Source organism: Tianweitania sediminis (genome assembly GCF_017813335.1).
GTDB classification, from domain to species: Bacteria; Pseudomonadota; Alphaproteobacteria; order Rhizobiales; family Rhizobiaceae; genus Tianweitania; species Tianweitania sediminis.
On sequence record NZ_JAGIYY010000001.1, the window covers coordinates 287,921 to 306,232 of the forward strand.

The 18,312-nt window shown below is 62.5% G+C and carries 17 protein-coding genes; 5 read left to right on the forward strand and 12 right to left on the reverse strand.

Going from position 1 to position 18,312, the window contains the following annotated elements; translation table 11 throughout:
* Positions 1 to 50 precede the first annotated feature (50 nt).
* The 5 genes from J5Y06_RS01350 to J5Y06_RS01370 form a co-directional block, all read right to left on the reverse strand.
* The gene (locus tag J5Y06_RS01350) at positions 51 to 1,697 is read right to left on the reverse strand and encodes an MFS transporter (protein WP_209333315.1); all 1,647 of its coding nucleotides are present in this window, start codon (positions 1,695 to 1,697) and stop codon (positions 51 to 53) included.
* 118 nt (positions 1,698 to 1,815) lie between these two features.
* A complete protein-coding gene (locus tag J5Y06_RS01355; protein ID WP_209333316.1) occupies positions 1,816 to 2,379 on the reverse strand; it encodes a biotin transporter BioY in 564 nt (187 codons plus the stop codon).
* Positions 2,376 to 3,026: an energy-coupling factor transporter transmembrane component T family protein gene (locus tag J5Y06_RS01360; protein WP_209333317.1), complete on the reverse strand. Its 651-nt coding sequence runs from the start codon at positions 3,024 to 3,026 to the stop codon at positions 2,376 to 2,378. The genes J5Y06_RS01355 and J5Y06_RS01360 overlap by 4 nt, the downstream gene beginning before the upstream one ends.
* The gene (locus J5Y06_RS01365) at positions 3,020 to 3,700 is read right to left on the reverse strand and encodes an energy-coupling factor ABC transporter ATP-binding protein (protein ID WP_209334316.1); all 681 of its coding nucleotides are present in this window, start codon (positions 3,698 to 3,700) and stop codon (positions 3,020 to 3,022) included. Before J5Y06_RS01365 ends, J5Y06_RS01360 begins: the two co-directional genes overlap by 7 nt.
* A 90-nt stretch (positions 3,701 to 3,790) precedes the next feature.
* A complete protein-coding gene (locus tag J5Y06_RS01370; RefSeq protein ID WP_209334317.1) occupies positions 3,791 to 4,687 on the reverse strand; it encodes a DMT family transporter in 897 nt (298 codons plus the stop codon).
* 212 nt (positions 4,688 to 4,899) lie between these two features.
* On the opposite strand from J5Y06_RS01370, the gene J5Y06_RS01375 reads away from it, so the two are divergent.
* On the forward strand, positions 4,900 to 5,649 hold the full coding sequence (locus J5Y06_RS01375; RefSeq protein WP_209333318.1) for a DNA polymerase III subunit epsilon: 750 nt from the start codon (positions 4,900 to 4,902) through the stop codon (positions 5,647 to 5,649).
* A 27-nt stretch (positions 5,650 to 5,676) separates the two neighbouring features.
* On the opposite strand, the gene J5Y06_RS01380 is transcribed toward J5Y06_RS01375, so the two are convergent.
* The 7 genes from J5Y06_RS01380 to J5Y06_RS01410 form a co-directional block, all read right to left on the reverse strand.
* Positions 5,677 to 6,723 carry a histone deacetylase family protein gene (locus tag J5Y06_RS01380; RefSeq protein ID WP_209333319.1) on the reverse strand — a complete coding sequence of 349 codons (1,047 nt, stop codon included), beginning with the start codon at positions 6,721 to 6,723 and terminating at the stop codon, positions 5,677 to 5,679.
* Positions 6,724 to 6,771: 48 nt separating this feature from the next.
* The gene (locus J5Y06_RS01385) at positions 6,772 to 8,340 is read right to left on the reverse strand and encodes an acetolactate synthase large subunit (protein ID WP_209333320.1); all 1,569 of its coding nucleotides are present in this window, start codon (positions 8,338 to 8,340) and stop codon (positions 6,772 to 6,774) included.
* Positions 8,341 to 8,446: 106 nt separating this feature from the next.
* Complete coding sequence (locus J5Y06_RS01390; protein WP_209333321.1) at positions 8,447 to 9,670, reverse strand: ABC transporter substrate-binding protein; 1,224 nt, start codon at positions 9,668 to 9,670, stop codon at positions 8,447 to 8,449.
* Between the two features lie 71 nt (positions 9,671 to 9,741).
* On the reverse strand, positions 9,742 to 10,743 hold the full coding sequence (locus J5Y06_RS01395) for a branched-chain amino acid ABC transporter permease (RefSeq protein WP_209333322.1): 1,002 nt from the start codon (positions 10,741 to 10,743) through the stop codon (positions 9,742 to 9,744).
* Positions 10,744 to 10,755: 12 nt separating this feature from the next.
* The gene (locus tag J5Y06_RS01400) at positions 10,756 to 11,631 is read right to left on the reverse strand and encodes a branched-chain amino acid ABC transporter permease (RefSeq protein WP_209333323.1); all 876 of its coding nucleotides are present in this window, start codon (positions 11,629 to 11,631) and stop codon (positions 10,756 to 10,758) included.
* Entirely contained in the window at positions 11,628 to 12,344 is a 717-nt protein-coding gene (locus J5Y06_RS01405) for an ABC transporter ATP-binding protein (RefSeq protein WP_209333324.1), read from the reverse strand. Before J5Y06_RS01405 ends, J5Y06_RS01400 begins: the two co-directional genes overlap by 4 nt.
* Positions 12,331 to 13,065 (reverse strand): ABC transporter ATP-binding protein, encoded by a 735-nt coding sequence (locus J5Y06_RS01410; protein WP_209333325.1) that lies wholly within the window; start codon positions 13,063 to 13,065, stop codon positions 12,331 to 12,333. Before J5Y06_RS01410 ends, J5Y06_RS01405 begins: the two co-directional genes overlap by 14 nt.
* Before the next feature lie 218 nt (positions 13,066 to 13,283).
* On the opposite strand from J5Y06_RS01410, the gene J5Y06_RS01415 reads away from it, so the two are divergent.
* The 4 genes from J5Y06_RS01415 to J5Y06_RS01430 all read left to right on the forward strand — a co-directional run bounded on the left by J5Y06_RS01415 (position 13,284) and on the right by J5Y06_RS01430 (position 18,312).
* Positions 13,284 to 14,573, forward strand: a complete 1,290-nt coding sequence (locus J5Y06_RS01415) for an ArgE/DapE family deacylase (RefSeq protein WP_209333326.1) — start codon at positions 13,284 to 13,286, stop codon at positions 14,571 to 14,573.
* 24 nt (positions 14,574 to 14,597) lie between these two features.
* Positions 14,598 to 15,212 carry a pyridoxamine 5'-phosphate oxidase family protein gene (locus J5Y06_RS01420; protein ID WP_209333327.1) on the forward strand — a complete coding sequence of 205 codons (615 nt, stop codon included), beginning with the start codon at positions 14,598 to 14,600 and terminating at the stop codon, positions 15,210 to 15,212.
* Between the two features lie 144 nt (positions 15,213 to 15,356).
* Positions 15,357 to 17,138, forward strand: coding sequence for a putative bifunctional diguanylate cyclase/phosphodiesterase (locus tag J5Y06_RS01425; protein ID WP_209333328.1), 1,782 nt, complete (start codon positions 15,357 to 15,359; stop codon positions 17,136 to 17,138).
* Between the two features lie 232 nt (positions 17,139 to 17,370).
* A complete protein-coding gene (locus tag J5Y06_RS01430; protein ID WP_209333329.1) occupies positions 17,371 to 18,312 on the forward strand; it encodes an NAD(P)/FAD-dependent oxidoreductase in 942 nt (313 codons plus the stop codon).

Below are 18,312 nucleotides of genomic sequence, written 5' to 3' on the forward strand. Positions count from 1 at the left end.
GCAGTGTCCCATGTTCATGATGAGCAACTCATGAACATGGGACACCGGTTTCATCCGCCCAGATCCATCGGTGTCTTGTTTTGCAGGCCGGGCTCCTTGATGTCGGTTGGGCGCACAACCATCCGGTGGATGCGCGGAGGCTCCGCGCCGGCATGCAGCGCGCGGATCGCGTCGTAGATCACCGCATCGGCATGGGTGCGACGCTGGTTGTGCCGAACATAGTCGTTCCAGGTTGGCAGATGGTAGCTTTCGATCCATTGGTCGGGGTGTTGGGTGTCGAGCATCAGTTCCCATTGGCGGCCGCCGTCCCGCCTTATGATGCGGCGCCGTTCGCGCATCAGCGCCAGAAACCGCGCCGAGTCCTCTTTTCGGATGATATGCTCCACGAGAACCACCATGGGGCCGCTGCGACCCTGAAGGTCGAGCGCCACATCAGGCACCTTCCAGCGGTTGAGGGGCTCGAGGTTTTCGCTGGAAAGATCCGGCAGCGGCAGCCAGCGACCCAGCAGCGCGCCGACCAGCATCACAACGGCCGCAAGAAGGAAGGCTGACGGGATGTCGTGCGCTTCGGCCACGAGTCCCCAGATCCAGCTGCCCAGCGCCATGCCGCCGAACGTCGCCGTCTGGTAAAGCGCAAGTGCCCGTCCGAGCACCCAGCGCGGGGTCGAGAGCTGGACGGTGACGTTGAACATGGACAGCGCCATGACCCAGCACGCGCCGGCCACAAAAGCGCCGAGCCCCACCGCCCAGGCACTGCCGCCATAGCCGATCGCAAGGGCGCTCACCGCAAAGCCGATGAAGGCGCCACGTGCAATCACTTCATTCGAGGTCAGCTGGCGCACCTTGCCGCCAAGAAAGGCACCGCCGACGGCCCCGATGCCATAGCAGCCCAGCAGAAGGCCATAAAGCAACGGTCCGCCGCCGAGCTCATCGCGCGCCACGATCGGCAGCAACGCCAGAACAATGATGGCCGAAAAGCCGAAAAGCAGCCCCCGCAGCAGCACCTTCTCGATCTGCGGCGACATCGCGACATAGCGGAGGCCAGAGGTCATGGCACGGCCCAGCGTTTCCGGCGGCAGCGTGTTGGCTGGCGCAGCCAGGCGCCAGCGCAGGATCACGATGAGCAATGGCAGGTAGCTGAACGCGTTCGCGGCAAAAGCGGCCACCGCGCCAGCGCTGGCCACGATCAAGCCGCCGATCGCCGGCCCCACGCTGCGGGTCAGGTTGAAGTTCACGCTGTTGAGCGCCACCGCCTGAGGGAGATCGGCACGCGGCACCATGTCACCGACCGAAGCCTGCCAGGACGGGTTGTTCAGGGCCGTGCCGCACCCGATCAGGAAGGTGAAGCCCAGCAAAAGCCATGGCGTCATCCACTCGAACCAGGTGAAGAGCGCCAGGAGCACCGACACCAGCAGCATGAAGAGCTGTGCTGCCACCATGACATAGCGGCGGTTGAAGTTATCGGCGATTGCGCCCGAAGCGAGTGAGAAGATCATGACGGGCAGCGTGGTGGACGCTGTGACCAGCGCCACCATGTCGGCCGAACTCGCGATCGACGTCATCAACCACGCCGCGCCGACGGACTGGATCAGGCCACCGAGATTGGAAACAAGGCTGGCCAGCCAGACCCGCAGGAACACCGGCGAACGCAAGGGGGACAAGGGCGAAGAGGCGGTTGTGTCTTTCGCTTGTTCCACCCGCTTTCGTCCGCCCGTAACGTGTGCCGCTTCACCGGCTAATCTGATGCAGCGGCAGCATCAGGCAAGACGGAACGTGCAATCTCGCTCCATCCCTCCCCTTGCTTTCAGCGGTGCCTTATGCGCGCTGGCGAAGCAGCGGATAGCCGGCCAAGACGGCGCGTGCGGCAAGGGCAGCGATGGCGGCCTTCAGGAGGTCGCCAGGGATAAAAGCGAGCGATCCCATTGCCACGGCTGAAAAAGGTGTGCCTGCAACAAGGGAAACCCAGGGCATGCCGATGAGGTAAAGCACGACGATGCCGCCAGCCACCGAAGCAGCGAAGAAGCCGGCAAGCTGTCGCCATTCGCCCTGTTCTTCGCGAACAAGGCGTTCGGCACAGAAGCCGGTTACCAGGGCCGCCGCGATCCAGCCGAGCACATAGCCGCCGGTCGGTCCGAACAACACAGCCAGGCCACCGCGTCCGCCCGACAGCACCGGCATGCCGACCGCCACCAGAAGCACAAAGATCAGGTAAGCAAGCGCGCCCCGCTTGGCGCCTATGATGCAGCCAGCCAGCATCACGCCCATGGACTGCAGCGTGATCGGAACCGGAATGAAGCCCAGCGGAACAGGCGGCACCAGACCGAGAACGATGATGATGCCGGTGAAAAGAGCCGCGAAGGCGAGATCTCGCGTCGTCATGAAGGGCGGATTCCTTTGTTGGAGGATTTCGTGGGCGGGGGCGCCACGGCGCGCAGGCTCCGCGCGTCGATTGCTGCCGCGACATCATCGGCCTGCTTCAGCGTCAGGATCACCAGCGGCGTCAAAAGCGTCAAGGGGCGAACCTTCAAGCCCCGAGCCTTGTGTGCTTCTGCCAAGGCTCCATAGCGCGACAGAATATCGGGCACGAAGCGGAGGCTCAACCCGACCGCAAGACCGGCGTCGCCGGGACGCAGGAGTCCTGTTCGCTCCAGCGGGCGCAGCAGCCGGTTCACCGCCGTGATAATCGCGTCGATGGGGGTCGTGGCCGTCACTGCCGCCGCCGCGACGAGAAGCGCCAGAATGCGCAGGAACAGCACCCCAACCTCCGCTGCCGACAGAAAGAACAGGTTCAGCGCCATCAGAAACAGGAGCGAATAAAGCACGGGCATCAGCCGGCGCAGCGCCTTGCCCGGCGTCAACCCGGCATGAAGATAAAACGCGGCGGCAACAACAAGCACCCCGCCCAGCAGCAGCGGCGATGAAACAAAGAACAAGGCGACTCCCAGCGCCGCCAGACCAAGAAGCTTTGCTTCCGCGCTTATGCGGTGGAGCAGTGAATTGCCCTCGACGTAGAAGCCGTTCAGCATCCCGCGATCTCCCGATACCGCGCGATGGTCTCGCCCGGCGCCCCATCGGCGACAAGCCGGCCTTCGTGGAACAGAAGCAGCCGCGGCAAACGCGCCGCAAATTCCAGGTCATGCGTCACCACCAGAGCATCCTCCGCCATGGTCTCAATTGCCTTGATCACGAGACGGCGGTTGCTGAGGTCGAGCTGGTTAGTCGGCTCATCAAGAACGAGGATGCTCGGAGAAAGGGCGCAAACACTGGCCATTGCCGCCAGTTGCAGTTCGCCGCCCGATAGTTCGTGCACGCGCCGCTGGGCGAGTTCGGCGATGCCAAAACGCGCGAGAACCGACGCCGTGCGCTGCTCGGCCTCCGCGGTTGTTGCTCCCCGTGCCTTGAGGCCGAAGCGGATGTCGTCCGCAACCACCGGCATGATCAGCTGGTTTTGCGGGTTCTGGAAGACATATCCGGCTTCTCCGCGCACCCGGTCGGGCTCGGCCCTCGTGTCGATGCCGTTCACCACCACCCGGCCTAGGCTTGGCAGTGTCAAACCGTTGATGAGCCGGGCGAAGGTGGTCTTTCCCGAGCCGTTCAGCCCGATCACGCCCACCCGATGCGCTTGCACCCGCAGATCAAGCGGATGCAGTGCGACGCGTTCGCCATAACGGACGGAGCAACCCGAAAACACGAGATCCAAGAGACTTCCCAAGATGATGCGCCACATGCAGCGGCACCTGCGCTTCAAGCCGCCCCATGCGAAACGGTCAAGCCTTTGCGTGACAAAGACTCACCGCAAGAACAGCAGCGCCATGCCCGCGACGACGCTGACGGCACCGATCCATGCGCCTGCTGTGGGCCGCTCCCCGGTGTGCGCCCACAGCATCGGAAGGATGATCACCGGCGTGGTTGCCGAGAGTGTGGAAACGATCCCGACCTTGCCGCCGCTCAAGGCAAAAAGCAGCAGCGTCATCCCGACCCCGAGGCCGAGCAAGCCGGTCAGCGCGGTGAGAAGCGCCACCTGAGGCGTCAACGCTGCCTTCCTTGGCTTCACGGACGCAAACGGAAGGGCAGTCAGGGCGGTAAGAAGCAGGGCAGCGATCCCGACACGCACCATGGACGCCAGGAATGGATCCATGCCGCCTGCCATGACAGGGCGGGCGAGGATTGCGCCAACGGCCTGGCCCAAGGCTGCACCAAGGCCGAGCGCCACGCCAACCCAAAGCGAACCCTTCACCGTTTCCCATGCGTGGACGTCGGTGCGGCGACGGCCATACAGGATCGCGGTGATCACCCCGCCGACGATCAACAGGATGCCGACCACAGCCTGCGCAGCAAGCACTTCGCCCAACAGCGCATAGCCAAGCAGCGCCGCCATAGGCGCGTTCAAGGCAAAGATGACCCCTGTTTTCCGCGGGCCCAGGCGGTTCAAGGCCGCAAACAAGAGCGTGTCGCCGGCAAAAATCCCGACCACGCCCGAAAAGAGCAGCGGGACAACGGCCTCGGTTCCGAGCGTTCGCCATTCTCCTGTTGCAAGAACATAGATGGCGAGCCCGGCGGTAACCAAGACTTGCCGGAAGCGATTGAACGCCAGGGCACCCAGATGAGCGGCTGGTCGCACCGCCAGCAGCCCCGTGGCCGCCCAGCATGTTGCAGCCCCAAGGGCCGCCAGTTCGTAAACCAGCACCTCGATCTCCATTCCAGCCAAGGATGATCCGGAGCCGCAGCATACCGGAAACGGCGCGCTTCCCGTGTTGTGGCGCTTTCCGCCCGGGGACGCAGGAGGCTCCCCTCGCATGGTTGTCTTTCCGCCTCAAGCATGCGCCGAAAAGAAGCGTTGGCACACGCGCGGCTTTGGCGCGCGTTGTTTTCCGGCCGGCGCAACCATAGCTTTGCTTCATGTCTCATTCCCGCATCCGCGTTGTCGACCTGGAAACCGGCGGCAACGGCCGACAGGATGTTTGCGAAGTCGGCTGGCAGGATGTCGTTCTCGGTGCGGACGGGCTTTGGCGCTTGTCAGGAGAACGCGGTGCGATCCTTGTTAATCCCGGCCGGCCAATTGCGCCCGATACAATGGCGGTGCACCACATCCGGGATGCCGATGTTGCTGACGCGCCGTTCTGGCGCGAGGTCGCACCGGATGTTCTGCGGCCGGAAGGCGGTTGCCTGGCCCTGGCAGCGCATCGCGCTGGCTTTGAGCAACGCTACTGCACACCGCGCTTCACCGGTGACGTGCCGTGGATCTGCACCTGGAAATGCGCGCTGCGGGTGTGGCCGCATCTGCCCCGCTTTTCCAACCAGATGCTGCGCTATCTGCGCTCGCCGGAAGGGCTGGTTCACGAGGTGGGGCTGCCGGCCCATCGTGCCATGCCGGACGCTTATGTCACCGCGCACCACCTGAGGGACCTGCTCAACGAAGCATCCCTTGAGCAGTTGATTGCCTGGAGCCGTGAGCCGGGCCTGCTGCCGCGCGTGCCGGCAGGCTTGGACCGGGGCAAAAGCTGGGAGCGCCTGACCCTCGACGCCTTGCTTGCCTTTGCGCAGGATCGCGACGTCGATGTTCGCTTCACCGCAGCAACCGAGTTGGCGCGGCGCAGCGAAGCACCGGCTCCTGTTGAAGACAGGCCGGTGCAGGGGTCGCTGCTTTGATGCGCGACGCGCAGGCTTGGAACGGCGCTAGCCCTTAAAGCCGGTCAGGAATGCGTCCAAACAAGCCTGGATTGCGTCGATGGCATAGCCACCTTCCTGCACCACAAGAGTGGGCAGGCCGATGTTCCGCACCTTTTCCCCGATCATCCCGAAATCATCCGCGTCGAGCTTGAGCACGCCGATCGGATCATCCTTGTGGGCGTCAAAGCCGAGCGCCACCACCAGTACCTCCGCGCCGTGCTCATGGATCGCCTCCCGCGCCGTGTCCACCGCCGAGGCCATCGCGGCAGCGCCGCTGGCGTGTGGCAGCGGCAGGTTCAGGTTTGAGCCTTCACCCGGACCATTGCCCCGTTCATCGGCATAGCCGGTAAAGAACGGATAATAGTTGTCCGGGTCGGCGTGCACCGAAACGGTGAGCACATCCGGCCGGCGGTAGAAGATCTGCTGCGTCCCGTCCCCGTGGTGCGCATCCACATCCAGGATCGCGACCTTGCCGTATTTGGAGCGGAGAAGCTGGGCTGCAACCGCGGTGTTGTTCACGTAACAGAACCCGCTCGCGCGGTCGGCGCGGGCGTGGTGACCGGACGGCCGGCAGAGGGCATATACGGCCCGTTCGCCGGCCAGGATCGCTTCCGCACCTTCAACGGCCGTTTCTGCGGAGCGAAGCACAGACGTCCAGCAATGAGGCCCAACTGGTACGGACAGATCGCCCAGATACCAGCCGAGCTGTCCGATGAAACCGCTCGGCCGGCATGGCGGCCGGACATCTTCATCCGGCCTGCCGCTCCAATAAGGGAAGGTGCTCGGCCACACTTCCGGTCCTCGTTCGGATGGCAGGTCCTGCCACTTGTCCCACGCCGTTTCGAGGAAGCGGATGAAGCCCGCGTCGTGCACGGCGAGAATGGGTTCCTTGCCATGCTCCCGCGGTTTTTCCGGCGCGATGCCATGGTGTGCCAATGCGTCCAGCAGGCGTTCGGTCCGTTCCGGCAGGTCTTTTGGCGCAACAACCCGGCCGAACCGCATATATTGCAGGGTTTCATGCAGCGCCTGATCGGGGTGGTAGAAAGCACGCATCGTTGTTCTGGTCCTCGAGTGTTGCTAACTGGTGGTGCGGTGATGGCTTCAGATAACGGCTTCCACCAGGAAGGGTCCACGCCGCCGGAAGGACGAGCGCAGGAGATCGGCCAGTTCCGCACCGGTTTGCGCCCGCGCGGCTTCAACGCCATGGCCGCGGGCAAGGCTGATCCAGTCCAGCGCGGGATCGTCGAAGGTGAGCATGCGCCGGGCATTCGCCCCATAATCCTGCACACCGACATTGGCCATCTCGTTTTCTAGAATGGCGTAGCGGCGGTTCGACAAGATCACCGTCGTGACGTCGAGGCGCTCGCGCGCCTGTGTCCAAAGCGCCTGCACCGTGTACATGGCGCTACCGTCCGCCTGCAGACAAACCACCCGACGGTCCGGGCAGGCGACGGCCGCCCCGGTTGCCAAGGGCAAGCCGATGCCAATGGAGCCGCCGGTCAGCTGCATGTAATCGTGCGCCGGAGCATTGTAGCTCGCTTCAAAGAACATGCGGCCCGAACTCACCGATTCGTCGGTGACGATGGCCCCGTCCGGGAGGGAAGCGGCCACGATGGCACAGGCCGTGTCGGCCGTCAGCGGACCGGGATCGAAAGCCGGCGGCTCCTTGACGCCGCCCCCCGGAAGAGGCGCCGTCTCGGCGGCACCGACTTCATCGGCCAGACGCTCGATTGCGTCGGCGAGATCCTCATGGTGCCCCACCAGCGTGGTGATCCGGCTGCCCTCTTCATTCATGAGGCTGGGCTTGTCTGGATAAGCAAAAAAGGCGACCGGCGGCCGGGCATCCACCAGGATGATGCGCTCGACGCCGCGAAGACGCGCCAGCGCTGGATCAACGTAGTAGGGCAGCTTCCTGACCGGAACACGCCCTTGGCCGCGCTCGATTCGCGCGTTGAAGGTTTCCGCCATGAATTCCGCGCCGGTTTTCGCGCAGATGGCCGCGATCCGCTGGAGCGTTCCGGCACGCAGTGCGCGCCCTCCGAGCAGGAGAACAGTTCGGCCGGGCTGGCGAAGGTCCGCTGCTGCCGCCTTGATCTTCGCCATTTCGACCGGGGGCAAGGCAGCCCGCTGCCGGGGCTTGATCGATCCACCCTGTGCCTTGTTCCACGCAATGTCGGCGGGCAGGATCAGCGTTGCTACGCCAGGCATAGACACGGCCGCTTCCCATGCGTCCGCGGCTTCCGACGGAAGCTTGTCGGGATGGGTCGCGCGGCCAACCCAGTCCGACATCGGCCTGGCCAGGCCATCGATGTCGCTGGCAAGGGGCGCATCGAACTTCAGATGATAGGTTGCATGGTCGCCAACGACGTTGATCACCGGGGTGCGGGCCCGCTTGGCGTTGTGCAGGTTGGCCAGGCCGTTGGCCAGTCCGGGCCCCAGATGCAGAAGGGTGGCCGCCGGCTTGTCGGCCATGCGCCCATAGCCATCGGCAGCGCCGGTCACCACGCCCTCGGAGAGACCGAGAACACAGCGCATGTCCGGGCGCCGGTCGAGTGCGGCAACAAAATGCATTTCAGACGTGCCGGGGTTTGCAAAGCAAACATCCACGCCCTGAACGATGAGCGTTTCGCAAAGGCGCTCCGCGCCGTTGCTTTGCTGTTCGGTGGTCATTCCCTGCATCCAGTCTCTTCGGTCTGCGGTTGCGCCGCCCATAATAGGCGCGAAAAGAAGCCGCGAGGCCAGGCGTGGCCCCGCGGCGGTTTGGGGTAGCCTGAGCTTATTGCGGCTTCGAGGTCGCGACGTTTTCCGGCCAGATGATCTGGTTCTTGCCGCCCTGGATCTGCGCGACCGGAACCGGAATGAAGTCCGGTCCGGATTGCACCGCATGGTCCTTGTCGAACTTGAACCGGCCGACAACACATTCGTGGTCGGTGTTCTTGATCTGCTCGGCAATGGCCTTCGGGTCGGTTGAACCGGCGGCATCAATGGCGCGCAGAGCGATTTCCATCGTGCAGTAGGCATGCGCCGTGCTGTAGGTGCCGGGGTTGCCGTATTCGGCCTGCACGCGATCGCTGAACGCCTTGTGCTCCGGATTGAGTTCCGAGCTGAAGGTCAGCGCGGCCCAGTACGTGCCTTCCGCCACGTCCGCGGCTTGCTGCAGGAATTCCGGCTTGGTCGGATAGTAGATCGCGAGATGCGAGGTATCCAGCGCCTGTTCCTTCAGCTGGCGCACGAAGGCAATGCCGGAATTGGCAACGGTGAACACGGACACCACCACGTCCGGACCTGCTTCGCGCAGCTTGGAAAGCTGCGGGTAAAAATCGGTGGTTGCTGGCGGCACGGTTTCCGTGGAGGTCACGGTCCAGCCATCGGCCTTGAACAGTTCACCGACCTTTTCCGCGTTGGCAATGCCGTAATCCGTGTCTTCCACCACGAACGCGATCTTCTTGTCGCCGGGGTCCAAAGTCTTGTTGTCGAAGGCCCATTTGTAGAAGTCGTGCACGGCCGTGCCATAGCCGCTGCTGTTCCAGTTGCCCTTCCAGTAGAGCTGGTAGCGCTCTTCGTCCGAAAGCACCTTATCGGCGATCGCGGAGCTGACCGGCTCGGCGCTGAGTATCGGCAGGTTGTATTGCGGCGCCAGTTCCATCAGCGCCAGCGTCACGTGGCTGTGCAGCGTGTCGCCGATCAGCATCTTGATGTTTTCGCGGGTGATCAGGCGCTGGGCGGCACTGATGGCGACTTCCGGCTTTCCGGATGTGTCTTCCATCACGAGCTTGATCTTCGGCGGGTTCTGGGAAACGTAATTCCCCTTGCCGTCGTTCCAGTCCTTCACTGCCAGTTCAAGGCCCTGGCGATGGTCCTTGCCTGTGTTTGCGGCCGGACCGGTCAAAGGTCCGACGGCGCCAATGGTGATTTCCTCCTGGGCGTGGGCGGGCAAGGCGAGAAGGGCCGCCCCCAATAATCCTGCTGAAACAAGTGCCGGAAAGGATAGCCTGGACATGATGTTCATTCCCCTGTTGTGGTTTCACCAACTTCCGTCGCAAGCAGTGACCGACGCCGCTGCCTGCACGCCTACACCGCCTCGACCGTCTTCCTTGTTTCGGTCTCTTTGCGGCTGAACCGCGGCTTCAATCCTGCGATCCCCGCAGGCGCGGCAAACACGAACACGATGATCAAGGCACCGTAGAGCAGCATCCGGAAATCGCCAAAGTCGCGCAGCAGTTCGGATGTCACGGTCAAAAGAAGAGCACCGTAGATCGGGCCGAAAAAGCGGCCGACGCCACCGACAATGATCATCGCCAAAAGGCTGATCAGCATTTCGGGCCCCGCCACCGAGGTTGGCGTGAGGATCAGCACGTAATGAGCGTAAACGGCGCCGCTCAAGCCGACAACCGCGGCACTGATTGCAAAAGCAAACAGCTTCCACGCCGCCAGGCGGACACCCAGGCTTTCGGCAGCGGCTTCCGCATCGCGGATGGCAAGGAAGGTCAGGCCGCAACGACCGCGCAAAAGCAGAAGCAGCGCCAGATGCACGCCAACAAACATGATCGCGGCAACGGCGAAGGACCCGGCGGCATTGCCGAGGCCGAAGCGGATCGTGGTTTCACCGATCTGGATCGGATCAAACGGCGGGATACCCCAGAAGCCGAGTTCACCACGGGTGATCTCCTTCAGGTTCGCGAAAACGAGGCGCACGATTTCCGCGAAGGCAAGCGTCACGATCGCCACATGCGGCATGGAGCGAATCCGCAGGATCGGAAAGCCGATCAGGAGACCCGTGAGCGCGGCAATCAGGGCGGCCAGCCAAATGGTGATCCAGGGACTGACCCCGAAGTAATGGGACACCATGGCGGAGGCGTAGGCGCCAACCGCAAAGAAGGCGTGGTGGCCCAGCGTCTTCAAGCCCAAGATGCCGAGGGTCAGGTTCCAGCCGGTGGCAAAGACGGCAAAGATCAAGAACAGCGTCAGGACATGAAGGATGTAGTCGTTCAGCTGCAAAAGCGGCACCGGCGCAAGCAGCAGCGCCATCACCAACAGCACCAGGTAGGGACGACGGCCAAAAACCTCTAGCATCGTGCAGCCTCCTTATGCGCCACGTCCGGCGAAAAGCCCTTCCGGTCGGGCCCAGATCACGGCGATCAGGAAAAGAAACGCCACAACGTTGCTCCATTCGGTGGACACAAAGGCCACGCTGAACGACTCGATCAAGCCGAGCAGGAAGCCCGCAGCCACCGCGCCACCGAAGCTGCCAAGCCCGCCAAGGATCACCACGGCGAAGCCCTTGAGCAGATAGGACGCGCCCATCCAGGGGCTGACGGTGACCAGCGGCGACAGGAGGATCGCGCCCGTGCCTGCCAGCGCGGCGGAAATCGCGAAAACCGCCGTGTGCACCAGGCCGGAGGGAATCCCCACCGCCAGCGCCGCTTCCGCATCCTGCGCGGTAGCGCGAATGATGCGGCCGAGCCTTGTGCGATAAAGAACCAGCGCACACAGCCCCATAACACCCAGTGCAACAAGGAAGATGGCGATCCGCTGCCATGGCATGCGCACTTCGCCGATCACCGCGACACCGTTGAAGAAATACGGAACGCCCTGGAACTGCTCGCCCCAGATCAGCTGCGCCGCACTTTGCAGGAAGATGGACAGGCCGATCGTGGCGGCCACGACGTTGAACGCCCAGTCTTCGCGCTTCAACAAGGGCGCAATCGTCACCCGCTGGATCACGGCACCAAGGAGCATCACGATCAGGATGGTCGCCAGGGCTGCAAGAAGCACCGGCCAGCCCAGGGTCACGGCGAAAAGAAGCACGCCGTAGCCGGCCAGCATCATCAGTTCGCCATGGGCGAAGTTGAGCACGCGGGTCGTGCCGTAGACCAGCGCGATGCCGGATCCGACGAGAGCATAGATCGACCCGGTGATCAGGCCATTGATGATGAGTTCGATGAACTGCGTCGCGCTCACGCGGCTGTCTCCCGAATGCCGAGATACACGCGCCGGACCTCGGGATGATCCAGCATTTCCTCGCCCGAACCGCTCAGAACCACACGGCCGCTTTCCAGCAGATAGCCACGGTGACTCATGGAAAATGACAATTTTGCATTCTGCTCGTTGAACAGGATCGCGACGCCACGCTCGTTGATCATCTGCATGATCGAGCACACTGTTTTCACCATCGCGGGTGACAGCCCGAGAAACGGCTCGTCCATCAGCAGCACGCGGGGATTGGCCATCAAGCCGCGCGCGATCGCCACCATCTGCTGTTGGCCGCCGCTCAGCTTGCCGGCCGTTGCGTTGAGGTGCGGCTTGATCTCCGGCAGGAGGTCCAGCACCCAGCGGAAGGTTTCCCGCGCTTCCGAGGGTTTGCGGGTGTAAGCGCCGAGCATTACGTTTTCTTCCACGCTCATGCGCGGAAACAAACGCCGCCGTTCCAGAACGATGCTCATGCCGCGCTTGGGACGCAGGGTGGCGGACTTGTTCTGAAGTTCCTCGTTGTCGAGGCTGACGACGCCTGAAGACGGCTTCTTCAGCCCCATGGCGGCCTTCAAGACCGTGCTTTTTCCGGAGCCGTTCGGCCCCATGATGGCGACAATTTCACCGGCGCCCACTTCCATGGCCACGTCCCAAAGAACGCGCGTCGCGCCGTAATGGACGTTCACCCCCTCAAGCCGCAACATCGGCATCTCCAAGGTAGATGCGGCGGACGGCCTCGTGGTCGGCGACCTCTTCCACGCTGCCCGTTACCACCACCTCGCCGCGGTTGAGGAAGAAGGCATTGTCGGCAAGACCCAGAAGCACTTCCATGTTGTGTTCCACCACGACAATCGTGATGCCGCGCTCTTCGCGCAGGCGCCGGATCACATCGAGAAGCTCGGGAATGCTCGGCCGATCCACGCCCCCCGTCACCTCGTCCAGAAGAAGCAGCTTCGGGTGGGTCGACAGGGCGCGCGCCAGCTCGAGGCGCTTGCGCTGTCCGGTGCTCAGGATCCTTGCGGGGTCTTCCGCCTTGGCGTTGAGCCCGACAAAGTCGATGTAGGTGGAGGCTTCGGCACGCGCTTCCTTCATCGTCACGCCGCGGGCAGCAAGCGCCACCATGACGTTCTCGCGGACAGACAAGCCGCCGAAAGGCTGAGTGATCTGGAAGGTGCGGGCGATCCCAGCGTGGCAGCGCCGGCTGGGCGAAGCGTTGGTGATGTCGGCGCCCTGGAAGTAGACCTTCCCGCTGGTTGGGCGCACTGCGCCAGCCACGGCATTGAAGAGCGTTGTTTTGCCTGCGCCGTTCGGACCAAGGATCGCTGTGGTTTTCCCCTGCACCACGGACAGGCTGACATCTTTCAAGGCAACGATGCCGCCAAAGGCGACCGTGACGCGGTCGGTTTCAAGAAAGTTGCGTTGCATCCACCGGCCTTGTTCCCCGCAGTTGAAAAAGGCTAACCTCCCGACCGGCCGAGCTCAATACCTAAACGCACGAGATTTAATCATTTTTCGCAGCTGATCAAAAACTAGCCCGACACCTTGCATAACGTATTGACGAGCCTTCCCCGCCGTGTCCTACTTCGGCCAGGGCGTTCTTCTTGCTTCGCCACCTCTCCCTCTGCGCCAGGCGGATGCTACCTATGCCCAAGCTCGATTCCCAGCTGCGTGAAGCCATCCTTTCTTCTGTGGCCGAAGGTTTTGACGCACAAGTTGCTTTCACGCAGGACCTGGTCCGCTTCCCCTCAACGCGCGGATCAGAACACGCCATCCAGGACTTTCTGTTCAAGGCACTGAGTGCGCGCGGCTATACGATGGACCGGTTCAAGATGGACCGCGATGCGATCGCGCAACATCCCGGCGGATCGCCCTGGACGGACGAGCATTCCAACGCCCCCATCGTGGTTGGCATTCATCATCCACGCGAGGAAAAAGGTCGTTCCTTGATCCTCCAGTCGCATCTGGACGTGGTTCCAGCGGGTCCCGCGGACATGTGGATGCAAGGCGCCTTCGATCCGGTGATCCGCGGCGATTGGCTGTTTGGCCGCGGGTCGGCCGACATGAAGGCGGGAGCTGCGGCCAACATTTTTGCGCTCGATGCCCTGAATCGGCTGGGCCTGCAGCCCGCTTCCACGCTTTACGTGCAGTCCGTGGTGGAAGAAGAATCAACAGGCAATGGCGCCCTGATGACGCATTTGCGCGGCTACAAGGCCGACGCCGTGCTGATCCCGGAGCCGGAAGACGAAATGCTGGTGCGCGCCAATACCGGCGTCCTGTGGTTCCAGGTCGAGGTCAAGGGCCTTCCCGTGCACGTGCGCGAAATGGATACAGGCACCAATGCGATCGACGCCGCTTATCGCGTGGTGGCGGCGCTCAGGGAGTTGGAAGAGCGCTGGAACGCGCGCAAAGCCGAGCATCGCTACTTCGAGGACCTGGCCCACCCGATCAACCTCAACATCGGAAAGATTACCGGCGGCGATTGGGCTTCGTCCGTGCCAGCCTGGTGCCGCGTGGATTGCCGCATTTCCATCTATCCAGGCGTTGATGCAGCAACGGCCGCAAAGGAAATCCAGGACTGCGTGGCAGCCTTTGCGTCGAGCGATACCTACCTCGCAAACAGCCCACCCACGGTAACGTTCAACGGCTTTCATACCGAAGGCTACACGGTGGAGCCGGGCTCAGAAGCGGAAGCCGTCTTGGGTGAGGCGCATCTGGCTGCCGTCGGCTCGCCGCTCAAGAGCTTCACGACACTGGGTTATCTCGATACGCGGGTTTATGCCCTTTACGACAAGATGCCATCGCTGTGCTACGGCCCGGTCTCGCGGAACGTCCATGGCTTCGATGAATGCGTCAGCCTGTCTTCCGTGAAACGCATCACCGGCGCCATGGCCTTGTTTATTGCCGAGTGGTGCGGGACCGAAGCCTCATCCTGAGGACCACGAACGGGAATCCAGATTATGAGCGTGATCAAAACCGCAGAAGAGTTGCGCAGCGTTTACAAGGCTCCTCTTGAGCGTGCCGTGCTGAAGCAGATGTCGCGGCTCGACAAGCATGCGCATGCCTTTCTCCAGCGCTGCCCGTTCGTCATGATTGGCTCCTGCGCAGAAGGCGGGCGTGCCGATGTCAGCCCCAAGGGCGACCAGCCGGGCTTTGTTCGGGCGCTGGACGACCGCACCATCGCCATTCCGGATCGTCCCGGCAACAACCGTCTCGACACCTACGAGAACCTACTCACAAACCCAAATGTCGGGCTGATCTTCCTGATCCCCGGCATGGACGAAACGCTGCGCATCAATGGCCGGGCGGAAATCCGCACCGACCCCGAACTGCTGCAGATGTTCGAATATGACGGACGGCTTCCGATCAGCGTCATGGTTGTCACGGTTGAAGAGGTTTACCTGCATTGCGCCAAGGCCTTCATGCGCTCGGGCCTTTGGAACCCCTCGACCTTTATCGAGCGCAGCAGTTTTCCTTCGTTTGGCGCCATGCTGAAGGACCAGATCCGGTTGGAAGAGTCGGCCGCGGAAATCGATCAAAACCTTGCCGAGCGCTACAAGGCCACGCTGTACTGATCCTCCCAGCCAGGCGTGCTAAGCTGACGCTGTCGTGCGCTGCAACATAAAGCGGCTGCGACTAGGTATTCTGCAAGTTTTGAAGGTTATCTTACTGGTTTCTTAGGGAGGTTGTGGTTCGATCCGGATGACAGAGCCGGAACCATGATCGAAATCGACGAAGACGCTCGCCTGGACGCGCTATACCAGTTGAACCTGCTTGACACCTCGCCCAACGAGGCGTTTGACCGAGTCACCCGGATGGCCGCGCAACTTTTCGGCCTCCCCATTGCCGCAGTGTCGCTGACCGATCGTGACCGGCAATGGTTCAAAAGCAGAGTGGGCGTGGAACACACGTCAATTCCGAGGGAAAAAGCACCCTGCGGGGCCGTGGCGGAGTCCAACGAGCTCCTTGTCGTGCCCGATCTGCTCGATGATCCCTGCTACCGCAACAGCGTCCTCGCCAGCCAAGGTGTTCGCTTTTACGCGGGTGCGCCGCTCGTTACCCGTGAAGGGTTTGGCCTTGGCGCTCTTTGTGTTCTCGGTACAGAACCCAGAACAGTGACCGAACACGAGCTGGCAGCTCTGAACGATCTCGCGCAGATCGTGATGTCGCAGATAGAACTTCAGCACGCCTTCGGACGCATCGACCCCTTGAGCGGTCTTCCGAATCGCACGCAATTCCTGGACGATGTGGGCGATCTGGAACGCGATCATCCTGGCGAGGACCGGATCGCAGTCTTGCTCGATCTTCTTCGCGCCGATGAACTCGATCAGGGCATGCGGGTCATGGGACCCTCCTATATCGACGAGATGGTGCAAGACAGGGCGCGCCTGATCCGGGCCATGCTGGATGACGGGCAGACCGCCTACCACGTCGCCGCTACCCAGTTCGCCGTACTCGTTCGCCGTGGCGTCGACAATGCCGCTTTCCTTGCTCATCTGCCAGCGCTGGTGGAACGCTTCAAGGAACAAACCCGCAAGCAGTTCGTGGTGACACCCGTGGTCGGCGCGGCTCCTTTCACCTTGGGCGCGATATCGGCTGTCGATGTCTTGAGATGCGCGAACGGTGCCGTTCAGGATGCTCGTACGGCAGGCCTTTCGGTGAGTGTTTATTCAGCCTCGAGTGACAGCGTCTACAAGCGCAGCTTCGCCTTGTTGAACGACTTCAGCTATGCCTTGAGGCAGGAAGACCAGGTCCGGCTGGTGTTTCAGCCTCGGATCGAACTCGGCTCCGGAAGGATTATCGGCGCCGAAGCCTTGCTCCGCTGGCGCCATCCCCAGATGGGGGACATTTCGCCAGCTGAATTCATCCCGATCATCGAAAAAACTGCCCTGGCCAAACAAGCCACGGCTTGGGTGATGGACACCGCACTGAGGCAGCTTGGCGCATGGACGCGGTCGGGGCTGGATTGCCGGCTTTCGCTCAACGTATCGGCAGCCAATCTCGAGGAAAGCGATTTTGTCGAAAGTGCCGGGCATGCCTTGCAGCGGCACGACATTGCGCCGGAGCTGGTGGAACTGGAAATCACCGAGAGTGCGTTCATGGCAAACACGCGCCAAACCATGGACACACTCAACGGGCTTCGCGATCAGGGATTTGCACTCGCGATCGACGATTTCGGCACCGGTTACAGCAGCCTCGCGTATCTCCAAAGGCTTCCTGCCACGGTTCTGAAGATCGATCGATCCTTCATCCGTGACCTTTCTCCCAAAGATCCCAAGACCGTGGCGCTGGTTCGCTCGATGCTGACGCTGTCTCGTGACATGGGGTACCGGGTCGTTGCGGAAGGCGTGGAACAGCAAGAAGCGGCCGATCTGCTTCTGGCAATGGGCTGCGAGGAAGCACAGGGTTACCTGTTTTCCCGTCCCCTTGAAGCATGGGATTTCGAAGAACTGCTTTGCAGAAGCACCGGAACAAAGCCCCTCCTAACTGCGGTCGCGTAAAGCCCTACCAGCCAGGGGACCTGTGTTGCAGAAGACATGGCTTCTGCAGCAGGTGAGGTGTGCGTCCTTGATCCGCGCCTGAGGCGCTCGACCAGGATCTCCGTAGAGCCAACTTATGTTAGCGCTTGCTTCTCCCGCTCGGGTTAGGGGGTTAGTCACGCGCCTGGCGCGTTCCGTTCACCCCCATTCCGACGCCTTTTGCCGAGTACGCACCATCCCGCCGTCCCGCACCATGTCCAGCCAAGCGCATTCCCCTGAAAATGTCCTGCCCGAAAACGCAGCGTTTGACGTTGCCATCGTGGGCGGAGGGCCGGCCGGCCTGACGGCCGCCTTGTATCTCGCGCGTTTCCTCCGCTCCGTGGTTGTTTTCGATGCAGGCGCAAGCCGCGCGCGGCTGATTCCTCGGACCCATAATCACCCAAGCACGCCGGGTGGCATCAACGGCAACGAGTTGCTTGCGACCCTTCGGGAGCAGGTTTCGCCTTATGACGTGGCGGTTCTTTCCGGCGAAGTGCAGGCGCTGGAAAAAACGGAAGCCGGATTCACGCTCGCCACGTCCTGCGGCATCGCCCGCAGCCGCTACGTCATCCTTGCGACGGGACTTGTGGACCATGCCCCCGCCCTTCCTGACGTGCAGGATCTCATCCTTGCCGGGACGATCCGGCTTTGCCCGGTTTGTGACGCGTTTGAAGCCCGTGCCAAGAGGGTGGGGATCATAGGCACGGGCGCCAGTGCGCTAAAGGAAGCGCGCTTTCTCCAACGCTACAGCGCCGACATCACGCTTCTTGCGCACGATCCGGCGGATCTGTCCGTGACCTTCCGCGATGATGCGCAAGCTCTCGGCGTGAAGCTGATCGACAAGATGGAAGAGCTTCGCGCCGAAACCGGTGGCGTGCTCGTTCGCGGGGCGGGTGAAACGCGGCTGTTCGACGTCGTTTACTGCGCGCTTGGCTGTGACATCCGCACCGAACTCGTCGCACCTTTGAACGTCGCGCACTCCGACCACGGGCCGCTCCTGATCGATGAGCACCAGCGCACATCCGTGGACGGTCTTTACGCCATTGGCGATGTGGCCAGCGGCCTCAACCAGATCGCCGTTGCTTATGGCGGCGCGGCGATTGCGGCCAGCGACATCAACCGCCGCATGCTGGAGGACGCGTTTCCTGTCAGCTAG

Bases quoted from the DNA above. Each gene is read 5' to 3' on its own strand.
- J5Y06_RS01355 (WP_209333316.1), bottom strand. From the start codon at position 2,379: ATGACGACGCGAGATCTCGCCTTCGCGGCTCTTTTCACCGGCATCATC.
- J5Y06_RS01360 (WP_209333317.1), bottom strand. From the start codon at position 3,026: ATGCTGAACGGCTTCTACGTCGAGGGCAATTCACTGCTCCACCGCATA.
- J5Y06_RS01375 (WP_209333318.1), top strand. From the start codon at position 4,900: ATGTCTCATTCCCGCATCCGCGTTGTCGACCTGGAAACCGGCGGCAAC.
- J5Y06_RS01380 (WP_209333319.1), bottom strand. From the start codon at position 6,723: ATGCGTGCTTTCTACCACCCCGATCAGGCGCTGCATGAAACCCTGCAA.
- J5Y06_RS01385 (WP_209333320.1), bottom strand. From the start codon at position 8,340: ATGACCACCGAACAGCAAAGCAACGGCGCGGAGCGCCTTTGCGAAACG.
- J5Y06_RS01390 (WP_209333321.1), bottom strand. From the start codon at position 9,670: ATGTCCAGGCTATCCTTTCCGGCACTTGTTTCAGCAGGATTATTGGGG.
- J5Y06_RS01395 (WP_209333322.1), bottom strand. From the start codon at position 10,743: ATGCTAGAGGTTTTTGGCCGTCGTCCCTACCTGGTGCTGTTGGTGATG.
- J5Y06_RS01405 (WP_209333324.1), bottom strand. From the start codon at position 12,344: ATGTTGCGGCTTGAGGGGGTGAACGTCCATTACGGCGCGACGCGCGTT.
- J5Y06_RS01410 (WP_209333325.1), bottom strand. From the start codon at position 13,065: ATGCAACGCAACTTTCTTGAAACCGACCGCGTCACGGTCGCCTTTGGC.
- J5Y06_RS01415 (WP_209333326.1), top strand. From the start codon at position 13,284: ATGCCCAAGCTCGATTCCCAGCTGCGTGAAGCCATCCTTTCTTCTGTG.
- J5Y06_RS01420 (WP_209333327.1), top strand. From the start codon at position 14,598: ATGAGCGTGATCAAAACCGCAGAAGAGTTGCGCAGCGTTTACAAGGCT.
- J5Y06_RS01425 (WP_209333328.1), top strand. From the start codon at position 15,357: ATGATCGAAATCGACGAAGACGCTCGCCTGGACGCGCTATACCAGTTG.
- J5Y06_RS01430 (WP_209333329.1), top strand. From the start codon at position 17,371: ATGTCCAGCCAAGCGCATTCCCCTGAAAATGTCCTGCCCGAAAACGCA.